Genomic DNA, 11,066 nt, shown 5'->3' on the forward strand with positions numbered 1-11,066 from the left:
GCCATCCGCCCAGGGTCACGCCGGTGCTGTCCACAAATCGCAATGCCGCTGCTGGCTAGGGGCTGCGTGCAGCACTCCGTGCCAGTGCCGCAATAAGGTCTGTCCGGGTGACGATGCCGACGATCCTTCCCAATTCGATGATGGGAACGGCATCGGTATCGCCGTCCGCCATCATGGGCAGCAGCGCGCCGATAGGGGTGTCGGTCGTCGCGCGAGGTACCGCCACGCTCATGATATCGCCCGCTGTCATTGGCTTGGCTCGATCCCGGTCCAGCAACCGTCGAAGCGCCGCGCCGTAGCCGCGATCAAGGCGCAGCGCGTCAGCGCGTGCCTGACCTATGAGATGCATCTGGAAGATGACCCCCAGGAAAGTCTTGTTGGCCGCCACGACGGGAAGCGATGTAAAACGATGCCGCCGGAATAAGTCAGCAATATCGCCCAGTGCGGTCTCAGAGCGCACCGTCACGAGATTTCGGGACATGATGTCCTGTGCCGTCAGCGGCCCGGAGATATGGGTGGCGGCCTGAAGCTCGGCCGCACCAATCAAGCGGGCCAGGTCTTCCGCGCCAAGGTTAAAGGACTGGCTATAACGTTCCAGGATAGCTGTCAGTTCTTTTTCCGACAGCCCAAGACGCTCGACTGGGTTGCGGTCCAGTGTGCCATGCTTGCTCGGATCATCGAAGTGCCGGAACGGATAGTGGCGGCCGGTCAGTCGCGCGTAAACGGTCGCCAGAAGCACGAGGATCGTTGTCCCCAAGGCAATCGGCGTCAGGGCGAACCAGAAACCGAGATGCGCAATAGCGTCAGGAGACATGGCGGCCGTCATCGCGACCGCTCCCGCAGGAGGATGCACGGCCCGGCACAGGATGGTCGCCGTGATCGTGAGACCCACAGCCAAGGCAATCCGCAAGGCAGGGTCCGGAACGGTCAGGCACACAGCAACTCCGACGATGGCCGCGACCGTATTGCCGACAACAGCTGACCAAGGCTGTGCCAGCGGGCTGTTCGGTACCGCGAACAAGAGAACCGAAGACGCGCCAAATGGAGCGACGAGATACAAGCCCAGTTCCGTGTCAACCTGTGGCGACAGGAGAAACAGCCCCGTCAGTCCCAGTCCGGCCACGGCGCCAAGTCCCGCACGCATGGCCTCTGCGCCGGAGACGCGCGATACTGCTGGGCCAAGCGATTTCAGAATTTGCAACGTTGCGCCTCCTATCTGGATTTTGCGCAAAATTTCATCAGCTTGCAAAAAGATCAACCTGCCGATTTTAAGAAGGACACAACATCCATAAGCAGGCCGATTGCGAGAATAAACGTCCGCAATAGCTTGCTATGGGTCCGTTGAAATTCTGGCGAAAGTCACGCGGTCCGCTTGTTTGTGATCGTGGGGTGAGATCGCGTCGCGGGGCGCTACCCTGCGGGCGTGTTCCCCTCGCCAATATCCCAGAACAGGCCTGCCATAAGGCAAAGCGCGTCGCGGCAGACCGGTTTGAGCACATGTTCGTCGGGCGCATGTTGCGAACAGCCGCGATAGGAATGCGGGACCCAGACCGTCGGCAGGCCCAGAATATCGGTGAAACAGTCATTGGGCAGCGAGCCGGCCAGATTGGGAAGGATATGCGGTGCCTGTCCCGACGTCTGTTCAAGCGAGTGGGCGACGAATTTGACCCAAGGATGACCGGGATCAAGCCGCGTGGCCCGGAAAAAGCCGCGTTCATGCGGTTCAATGCTCACTGCGTCAAAACCATGCGCGTCAAGGTGACGGCGCAGCGCGGGCAGGATGTCTTCGGGCGTTGTGCCGACCACATAGCGCAATTGACAGGTGGCGCGGGCATGGGCGGAAATCGCATTGACCGGGGCCTCGGGGACGCCGCTTTTCATGGCGAGGATGGCAAAGCTGTTCCAGCCATAGGCGCGCTCGGCCGGGGTCAGGGTTTCTTCGCCCCAATCGGGGTTGATGGCCGGACCATCGCCACCGTCGATCGGCAGGTCACGCAGTGCGGCGCGGACGTCATCGGTCAGGCTGTCGGGACGCCATTCGGGGATCCTGATCTGGCCACGTGCATCGGTGATGGTCGAGAGCGCCTGTGCCAGGATCATCGCCGGATCAGCAAGCAGGCCGCCCCAGTTGCCCGAGTGATGCGCACCCTCGCGAAGGTCGACGACAAGGTCAAAGGTGACCCCGCCGCGCGAGCCCATGAACATGGTCGGCGTTTCGGGCTGAAGGCGCGGTCCATCAGAGGCAATAAGCACATCGGCGGTCAGTTTGTCTTTGTGCGCGGCGAAAAACTCAGCAAGCCCCGGAGAGCCGGTTTCTTCGCCGGTCTCGATAACGATGCGGCAGTTGAAGCCAAGCGCCCCACGGGTTTGCAGCACCGCATCGAGGGCGGCGATATTGATCAGGTGCTGGCCCTTGTTGTCGGCGGTGCCCCGACCGTAAAGGCGGTCGCCTTCTTCAACGATCCTGAACGGGTGCAGGCCTTCGCGCCATTGATCGGTCTGTGCGCGGATCACGTCGCCATGGCCATAGCTCAGGATTGTCGGGAGGTCGTCACCCTCGTGCCGCTCGGCGATCAGGAAGGGACCGGCATTGGCGACGGGATTGGGATAGGTTTCACAGGTAAAGCCCATGGCAGTGAGGCGGGGCGTCATGGCATCCGCCAGATAGCGACCAAGTTCGGGGGCCTGATCGGGGTTTTGGCTTTCGGTCTCGTAGCTGACCAGATAGGCAAGCTCTGTCTGGAAACGTTTATCGTCGAAATAGGCGGAAATAGTGTCTATTGCTGTGCGTCGCGTCATTGGTTTGTCTGGCCTGTCTGTTCGCTGATGGCATCGCCCCAGGGCGACATGATTTCGGTGCAGCCTGAGTTGACCTTGCCCCGGCGCATTACCCCGGCGGGGCAGGCGAAGGCATAGGGGAAGGGGCTGCGCCGTGTGGCGTGAACCGGGTGATCGGCCCGCAGGCGCGCAAGCACGTCGGGCAACAGGGTGTCATCGGCCACGATGGTTTCACCACCCGAAACATCAATTCGCGGATGGTGGAAGGTTTCAGCGATATCCATCCCGAAATCGGCAACGAATGAGGCCATTTGGGCCATCGCAGAGACGATTTTCCGCCCGCCTGAGGCCCCAAAGCCAAAACGGGTATCGCCGGTCTCACCCAGGATCGGGCAGACGTTCATCAGGCAGGCCTTGTCGGGCCCAAGAGAGTTGGGGCGCCCCTGAACGGGGTCGAACCACATGATGCCGTTGTTCATCAGGAAGCCGGTCGAGGGCGACACCACGCGAGAGCCGAAGATCGACAGAAGGGTCTGGGTTTGCGAGACCATGTTGCCAGAACGATCCACCACAGCGAAATGTGTGGTGCAGCCGGGGGCCTTTTCGGTCTCGCCGGTGTCTCCCATCGCTCCCAGCCGCGCGGCATAGGCGGATTTGAGGCCATCGGCATAGGCCGCAAAGGCCTCGGGGCCGGGGCTGTCGCCCAAGGGCCGGGTTTCCATCAGGGCAAGGGCCTGTTGGAAAGTCGGACCCGCGGTCAGGCCGGGGGGGACATGAAAGCGGGTGTTGCGATAGTCAAAGCTGAGCGGGTCAAGCATCCGGGCGTGATAGGCTTTCAGGTCGTCGACCGTGAGGCACCCGCCCTTGGCTTGAATGTCACCGGCCATCGCGGCGCCGAGATCGCCGTCATAGAAGGTGCGGGCGCCGTAGCGGGCAATCTGGTCAAGGCTGTCGGCCATGCGGCTCTGATCCAGCCTTTTTTCGGCCAGGGCGGTCCAGCCGCTGATGGTGGGCCATTGGCCGTCTTCAAGGAAAAGCGCCGCCGCATCGGGGTCCTGGGCAAGGGCGCGGGTGCTCGATGCGATGATGAGGGCGGCATACCAGTCGACCAGCAGCCCCTGTTTGGCGAAGGCGACCGCAGGGGCCAGAAGATCGGCCCAGGGCAAGCGGCCAAAGCGATCGTGCATCTGTCCCATGCCATCGACCAGACCGGGGACGGCGATGGCGGTGGCACCCTGGACGTTGCGATCCTCGACCACCTCTTCCCAGGGAAAGAGATCACCGGCGATGCCCTTGCCGGTCAGCGGATAATTGGCGGGATCAAGCGAGGCAGGCGAGCGCATGCCGTAGTTGAGGGTTTACGCCGTGCCACTATCGGCACGCCAGAGCATGAGGGCGCCACCGCCCGCCGGGCCGCTCATCCAGGGTTCGAGCACGCCGATGGCGAAGGATACGGCGACGGCGGCATCGACCGCATCGCCCCCGGCGGCCAGAATATCGGCCCCGGCCTGGGCAGCAAGTCGATGCTGGGCGGCGACCACGCCGAATTCGGTTTCAATAACGGTCTTGCGGGTGACCATTGTGCGCGACAGGTTGTCGGACATCGTTAACCTTCCTTGGCGATATACATCGGCCCGTCCGGGTCATGCAGGTGACATTCGACATGGCCCAGGGGCGTGGGCAGGGCGCGTGGGGCCGTGGTTTTGCAGAACTCGGTGGCCTTGGGACAACGCGGATGGAAATGACAGCCCGAGGGCGGATCAATCGGGTTGGGATAGGCCATGCCAAGCTGTGTATCAGGCACGCCAAGCCCCGGTTCCGGCGTCAGGACGGATTTCAAAAGCGCTTGCGTATAGGGGTGGCGGGCGTGGTCGAACAATCCGCCAACCTCGGCCTCTTCGACGATGCGGCCAAGATACATCACCGCAACGCGGGTCGCGAGATGCTCGACCACCGCCAGATCATGGCTGATGAACAGGTAGGTCAGGCCAAATTCGCGGCGCAGATCGCCCAGAAGGTTGAGGATCTGACTTTGTACGGAAACGTCGAGCGCCGAGGTGGGTTCGTCGCAGATCACGATCTCGGGTTTCATGATCAGGGCGCGGGCGATGGCGACACGCTGGCGCTGGCCGCCCGACATCTGGCTTGGGAAGGTGTTCATCACGCGGGCCGGAAGGCCGACGATATCGAGGATCTTGCGGACTTCTTTTTGCCAGCTGGCATGGTCGCCGATGCGATGCACCCGAAGTGGAAGCGACACGATGTCAAAGATGCTTTTGCGCGGGTTCAGTGACGAATAGGGGTCTTGAAAGATCGGCTGAATGCGGCGCGCGAGGGTCATGCGATCCTGGGCGCCGATTTCCTGGCCATCGACCAGAACCTGACCCGCCGTTGGGCTTTCAAGCCCGAGCAGGATCTTGGCGAGGGTGGATTTGCCACAGCCGGATTCACCGACGAGGCCAAGCACCTCGCCACGCGGCAGAGAGAGCGACACATCGTTGACCGCTGTCAAAGGGCGGGGCGTGCCGAACAGGCCCTGTTTCACGCGGTAGGTCTTGGTCACGCCGCGCAGTTCCAAAACGGGTGCGGCGGTTTCGGCTTGGGGCGCTTTGGCCGTGGCGGTGGTCATGCGGTGGCCTCCTCTGCGTGGCGTTTGCCGTCTGGGTGGACACAGCGAAAGGCGTGCCCCTCGGCCGTATGGCGCGGAATGTCGCCGCGACAGGCGGGCGTGGCATGCGGACAGCGGGTGCGAAAGGCACAGCCAGCCACATCGCCGATCAACGAGGGCACGATGCCGGGAATGGTGCCAAGGGTGCTTCCGCGTTCGGTCTTGCCGGGCAGCGGAATACAACGCAAAAGCCCGCGGGTGTAGGGATGCGAGGGCGAGTTGAATACCTCGGTTGCCGAGCCGGTTTCGACCAGCTCGCCGGCATACATCACCGCCACCTTGTCGGCGACGCGCGCCACCACGCCAAGATCATGGGTGATCAGGATCATCGCCATGTTCATCTCGCGCCCGAGATCATAGAGCAGGCGCAGGATCTGGGCCTGAATGGTGACGTCAAGCGCGGTGGTGGGCTCATCGGCGATGATAAGTTCCGGCTCGCACATCAGGGCCATGGCGATCATCACCCGCTGGCGCAGGCCACCCGAAAGCTGGTGCGGATATTGCGAGAGGCGGCTTGCGGCGGCGGTGATGCCGACCTTTTCCAAAAGCTCGATGGCGCGGGCGCGGGCGGCCTCTTTTCCGACGGGTTTATGCAGTAACAGAGCCTCTGTCAGTTGATCGCCGATGGTATAGGCGGGATTGAGAGAGGTCATCGGTTCCTGAAAGATCATCGCCATGCGCCCGCCGCGAAGGGATCGCATGGTGCGGGCATTGGCGCGGGTCAGGTCGGTTCCGTCAAAGCTCATCTCGTCGGCCGAGCGCTTGATGGTTTTGCCCAAAAGGCCCATCAGCGCCAGCGAGGTAAGCGATTTGCCCGATCCGCTTTCGCCGACGATGCAAAGGGTTTCGCCACGCTTGAGGTCGAAATCAATGCCGCGCACGGCATGGAGCGTGCCACCGCCAACGGGGATATCAAGGGTCAGGTTGCGGACGCTTAGAAGAGGTTTTTCCATTGCTCAGCTCCGGTTTTCGGGGGCGGTGACATCGCGAAGCCCGTCACCCATAAGGTTGATTGCCAGCACCAGCACAAAGAGGACCGCACCGGGAATAAGGACCATCCAGGGCTCAAACAGCATCATGTTCTTGCCTTCCGAGACCATCAGGCCCCAGCTTGGCGTGGGCGGCTGTACCCCGAGGCCGAGGAACGAGAGGGCCGCCTCGAGCAGGATGGCATGGGCCATTTCCAGGGTGACCACGACGATCAGGTTATTGGCGATATTGGGCATGATTTCCGACAGGATCACCCGAGGGGTCGAGGCGCCTATGGCACGGGCGGCGGCAACGTATTCGCGGCCGCGCACCTGAAGCGTCGAGGCACGCATGACCACGGCGAAGCGATCCCAGAGCAGGAAGCCAAGCACCATGATCACCACCTGAAGCGAGCCGCCGAGGATTGCCACCACCGCGAGCGCGACAAGCACCACCGGCATGGCAAGGCGCACGTTGATCAGGAAGGTCACCACCATATCGACACGCCCGCCGAAATAGCCCGCCGCAACGCCCATGGCAGTGCCGATCACGCCGGAAATCAGGGCGGCGATCAGGCCTATCATCAAGGAAACCCGTGCGCCATAGATCAGCCGAGAGAGATAGTCGCGACCCAAGTGGTCTGTGCCAAGCGGGTGGTCCCACGATCCGCCGAGAAAGACGGGGGGGTTCATCCGGGTCATCAGGCTTTGGGCATAGGGATCATGCGGGGCAAGCAGCGGCGCGAAGATTGCGACCAGTAGCAGCAGGCCAACCACGATGGAGCCGATCAAAAGGCCCTGGTGGCCAAAGACGCGCTTGCGCAGCATCTGGCCCGGTGTGGGGCCGGTAATCTCTTGCAGGAGGGGGTCAGTCATGTCGGTCTGGGTCATCTCAGCTGCTCCGCATGCGGGGATCAAGCCAGGCGTTCAGCACATCGGCGAGAAAGGTGAAGACGATGTAGAACATCGAAAAGACAAGGATCAGGGCCTGAACTGTGGGCAGGTCATTGCGCGCAATGCTTTCCCAGGCGAGGTAACCGGCGCCATGCAGCGCGAAGATCGATTCAACCACGATTGAGCCACCGAGCATGAAACCCATCTGCACCGCCGCCAGCGAGACCACCGGGATGATCGCGTTGCGCAGGGCATGGCGGAAGAGGACACGCATTTCGGGCGCACCTTTGGCGCGGGCGGTGCGGATATAGTCGGAGGACAGCACATCAAGCATGCCTGCCCGCGTCAGGCGCATGATCGCGGGCATGGCGTAATAGCCAAGGACGATCGTCGGCATGATGAAATGCACCGGGGTCGAGGCGCCCGAGGGCGGCAGCCAGCCGAGCTTGATTGCGAAGAGCACGATCAGGATCAGGCCGAACCAGAAGCTGGGCATCGCTTGCCCTGCAACCGACAGGAACAGCGCCACCCGGTCGATGATCGAGTTGGGGCGGATAGCGGCGGCGACGCCAAGCGGCACGGCGGTGAGCAGGGCAAAGGTGATGCCGCAAACCCCGAGGGTCATGGTCACGCTGAGGCGTTCGGCGATCAGAGAGGCGACCGGAAGACGGAAATAATAGCTTTCGCCGAAATCGCCGCGCAGGGCGGAAAACAGCCATTCGCCGTATTGTACCAGCATCGGGCGGTCAAAGCCGTAAAGCTTGCGCAGGGCCTCAATATCTTCGCCGCTGGCGGTTTCACCGGCAAGGGCAACTGCGGGATCACCGGCCATGAACAGCAGGCTGAAGCTTATGAAAGAGACGGTAAAGGCCACCAGAATGGCAAGGCCCAGACGTTTCAGGATGAAATTGAGCACGGCGGCAGCCCCTTTTGTTGGCGCGGGCAGGAATGTGCACGGGCAGCGTGATTTGGTGCCATGACGGCACCCGGATCAAGGCGAGTGAGGATGCGGGGGCAGGAAGGCCGCCCCCGCACAGACCGGGATCAGTTCCAGGTCATCGTGGTAAAGCGCAGCACCTCGTCGGCCGTGGGCGTGTACTCTACCTCTTTCGTGGACACATAGTTTGTGTTGTACGAGAACATCGGCGCCCAAAAGGCCTGATCGGTGATCCGGGCGATGGCCTTGCCGTAATGCTCGATCCGGGTCGCGTCGTCGGTCGCGCTATCGGCGATGGTAAGGTCTGCAAGCACCTGGTCGTCGCGTGCGTCGTCAAGCGAGCCGTGCTTGAAGAACTGGCTGACCATGGCCGACGCATCGTTGATCGAGAAGCTGCCCCAGGTGAGGAAGGCCAGCGGCACGTCGCCGGTCATGTTGAGTTCGCGCAGGGCCGAATACTGCAGGTATTTGAAATCGGCCTTGATGCCCACGGCGTTGAGATAGCTCAGGATCGCCTCGGCATATTCGCGGTTGCGATAGGCGTAGAACTCGGTTGTGAAGCCATCGGGATATCCCGCTTCGGCCAGCAGGGCCTTGGCTTTTTCCGGGTCGTATTCATACTCGGTCGCAGTGTCCTGAACACAGCCGAACTGGCTTGGGAAGCAGGGGGTCCAGACCACTTTGGATTTGCCCTTGAGCAGCGCACCCACCAGCTCTTCGCGGTTGATGGCGTGGTTCACGGCACGACGCACGCGCAGATCGGTGAAGGGCGTATCGCCCGAACGACCGGCGGCATCCATCGAGAGATAGCCAACCCGCATGGTCGATTCGTTGCTCACGGTGAATTGGTCCATCTGGGCCAGTTTCTCGGCCTGATCGGCGGGCACCTGCCAGATCAGATCAAGCGACCCGCTGAACAGTTCGGCCATCTGGGTGTTCACATCCGGGATGGTGCGGATATCGACGTTGGTGATGCTGGCCTTGCCCTTGGGGCTATCGTGATAGCCGTCGTTCTTTTCCAGCACGAAATGCTGGCCGGGGACCACCGAAACCACCTTGTAGGGGCCAGTGCCGACGGGCTTGAGGCCCATGCCGCTCGGGCCGACTTCGGCGTAATATTCGTTAGGGTACATCGAGACCGGACCCGAGAGGAATTCGATCGCGGCGGGGAAGGCCTCTTTAAGGTTAATGCGCACGGTGTAATCGTCGATCTTCTCGGCGGATTTCATCCAGTTCACGTTGCGCTGTGTCTTGACGCCGTTTTCTTCCTTGGAAACGAAATTGACGGTATACACCACGTCATCGGCGTTGAAGACCTCGCCGTTGTGAAAGGTCACGCCCTCGCGCAGTTTGAATTCGAGCGTCAGATCGTCGATCCATTCCCAGGAGGTGGCAAGGTTGCCGGAGTATTCGTTGGTGATCGGATCGCGGTAAATCAGGCCATCCCAGATCGCGCGCTGAAGGACCACGCCTTCGCGCGAGGAATTGAAATAGCTGTCAACATTTTCAAGCTCTTTGGTAAAGCCCACGCGCAACGTGTCATTCGCCTTTTCCGCCCATGCGGCACCGCTTGCCGCGATGAGGGCGACACTGGCGATGGTGGTTTTGAACCAGGATTTTGTCATCGGTTTCTCCCTTGTTGGTCTTGCATTGATCCGCGCGATTATGGCCCCGCGCATTTTCTTGGCCAGTTTATCGTGTATTACATAATAATACTTGATGTTGCCATATGATCCATTAAGATCACGTCAGGGCCATCCGTCAACCCCCCGCATGGGCGAGGTCCCGGGATTTTGTGAGAGGCGCATGAAAACAAAGCAGAATACGCTTTACGTCGGGTCGCTTGCCAAGGGGCTGCGGCTTTTGCGGGCATTCGACGAAAGCCATAGCGAGCTTTCCCTGTCGGAACTGGCCGCGCGAACCGGCCTTGATAAAAGCGCCACGCAGCGTCTTGCCAATACGCTTCATATCGAGGGGATGCTGGACAAGGATTCCGGCACACGACGGTTTCGTCCCTCGCATGCCTGGCTTGAAATGGCCTATGCCTATTACTGGTCCGATCCGCTTGTCGGCCAGGCGATGCCCAAGCTCATCAACCTTAGTCAGGAGTTGGCGGAAACTGTCAACCTTGCGGAAATGTCGGGCGATCACATCATTTACGTGAGCCGCCTGCCGTGCAAGCGGACGTATTTTGCCGCGACCGTGATCGGGCGGCGCTTGCCGGCGCTTTCGACATCCGCAGGGCGCGTTATTCTTGCAACCTATCCCGAGGAAGAGCGGCGCGCAGCGGTGGATGGCTGGCCGATTCGGGTCTTTACCCCGAATACCACGCTGGACCGTGAAAATATCCGCGCCAGTGTCGAGAACGCGGTGCATGATGGCTATGCCATATCGCAAGGCCAGATGATCCTGAACGAGATGGCCGTCGCGACGCCGATCATCGGTCCCGACGGTCGCGCCTTTGCGGCGGTGCAATGCTCTGTTTCTGCGCATACCTGGACCAGGGAAAAGATCGTGGCAGAGATTTTGCCCAAGCTTCAGGACGCCGCCAACGCGATTTCGCCCTCATTCCAGTCGCAGCGCGCTTTAGACGGGCGATAAGCGCAGCAACGGTAAGTTTTCTGTGACGTCACGGCGTTTACAGTGTGAAATTGCGCGCGCCCTGCATATATTCAATAACTGTAATATAGCCCCGTTCCATGGACCGGGGTGCGTAAGGCGAAGGGAAAGAGACTATGACAGGCGTTGAAACGGCGTTTACGCCGCTTTTGTCACTGGTGGGTGGCGTTCTTATCGGGGCGTCGGCGGTTTTGCTTATGTT

At 61.2% G+C, this 11,066-nt stretch carries 8 protein-coding genes and 1 pseudogene; 1 reads left to right on the forward strand and 8 read right to left on the reverse strand.

Features of this window, described 5'->3' with window-relative positions; genetic code table 11:
* Positions 1-55: 55 nt before the first annotated feature.
* The 8 genes and pseudogenes from QZ522_RS04220 to QZ522_RS04255 form a co-directional block, all read right to left on the reverse strand.
* Positions 56-1,201, reverse strand: coding sequence for an HPP family protein (locus QZ522_RS04220; RefSeq protein ID WP_294607899.1), 1,146 nt, complete (start codon positions 1,199-1,201; stop codon positions 56-58).
* A 209-nt stretch (positions 1,202-1,410) separates the two neighbouring features.
* A complete protein-coding gene (locus QZ522_RS04225) occupies positions 1,411-2,799 on the reverse strand; it encodes a M20 family metallopeptidase (protein ID WP_294607902.1) in 1,389 nt (462 codons plus the stop codon).
* Positions 2,796-4,382, reverse strand: a pseudogene (locus QZ522_RS04230) (gamma-glutamyltransferase). The gene QZ522_RS04225 and the pseudogene QZ522_RS04230 overlap by 4 nt, the downstream one beginning before the upstream one ends.
* Before the next feature lie 2 nt (positions 4,383-4,384).
* A complete protein-coding gene (locus tag QZ522_RS04235) occupies positions 4,385-5,407 on the reverse strand; it encodes an ABC transporter ATP-binding protein (protein WP_294607905.1) in 1,023 nt (340 codons plus the stop codon).
* Entirely contained in the window at positions 5,404-6,399 is a 996-nt protein-coding gene (locus QZ522_RS04240; protein WP_294607909.1) for an ABC transporter ATP-binding protein, read from the reverse strand. Before QZ522_RS04240 ends, QZ522_RS04235 begins: the two co-directional genes overlap by 4 nt.
* Positions 6,400-6,402: 3 nt before the next feature.
* Positions 6,403-7,305 (reverse strand): ABC transporter permease, encoded by a 903-nt coding sequence (locus QZ522_RS04245; protein ID WP_294607912.1) that lies wholly within the window; start codon positions 7,303-7,305, stop codon positions 6,403-6,405.
* A 1-nt stretch (position 7,306) separates the two neighbouring features.
* The gene (locus QZ522_RS04250) at positions 7,307-8,224 is read right to left on the reverse strand and encodes an ABC transporter permease (RefSeq protein WP_294607914.1); all 918 of its coding nucleotides are present in this window, start codon (positions 8,222-8,224) and stop codon (positions 7,307-7,309) included.
* A gap of 128 nt (positions 8,225-8,352) precedes the next feature.
* Positions 8,353-9,870, reverse strand: a complete 1,518-nt coding sequence (locus tag QZ522_RS04255) for an ABC transporter substrate-binding protein (RefSeq protein WP_294607917.1) — start codon at positions 9,868-9,870, stop codon at positions 8,353-8,355.
* A 181-nt stretch (positions 9,871-10,051) separates the two neighbouring features.
* On the opposite strand from QZ522_RS04255, the gene QZ522_RS04260 reads away from it, so the two are divergent.
* Complete coding sequence (locus QZ522_RS04260; protein WP_294607920.1) at positions 10,052-10,846, forward strand: IclR family transcriptional regulator; 795 nt, start codon at positions 10,052-10,054, stop codon at positions 10,844-10,846.
* The last annotated feature ends 220 nt before the right edge of the window (positions 10,847-11,066 follow it).

Source organism: uncultured Roseovarius sp. (assembly GCF_913054395.1).
Lineage (GTDB): Bacteria > Pseudomonadota > Alphaproteobacteria > Rhodobacterales > Rhodobacteraceae > Roseovarius.

Excerpts from the sequence above, each read along its gene's own strand:
- QZ522_RS04225 (WP_294607902.1), bottom strand. The coding sequence starts at position 2,799 with ATGACGCGACGCACAGCAATAGACACTATTTCCGCCTATTTCGACGAT.
- QZ522_RS04235 (WP_294607905.1), bottom strand. The coding sequence starts at position 5,407 with ATGACCACCGCCACGGCCAAAGCGCCCCAAGCCGAAACCGCCGCACCC.
- QZ522_RS04240 (WP_294607909.1), bottom strand. The coding sequence starts at position 6,399 with ATGGAAAAACCTCTTCTAAGCGTCCGCAACCTGACCCTTGATATCCCC.
- QZ522_RS04245 (WP_294607912.1), bottom strand. The coding sequence starts at position 7,305 with ATGACCCAGACCGACATGACTGACCCCCTCCTGCAAGAGATTACCGGC.
- QZ522_RS04255 (WP_294607917.1), bottom strand. The coding sequence starts at position 9,870 with ATGACAAAATCCTGGTTCAAAACCACCATCGCCAGTGTCGCCCTCATC.
- QZ522_RS04260 (WP_294607920.1), top strand. The coding sequence starts at position 10,052 with ATGAAAACAAAGCAGAATACGCTTTACGTCGGGTCGCTTGCCAAGGGG.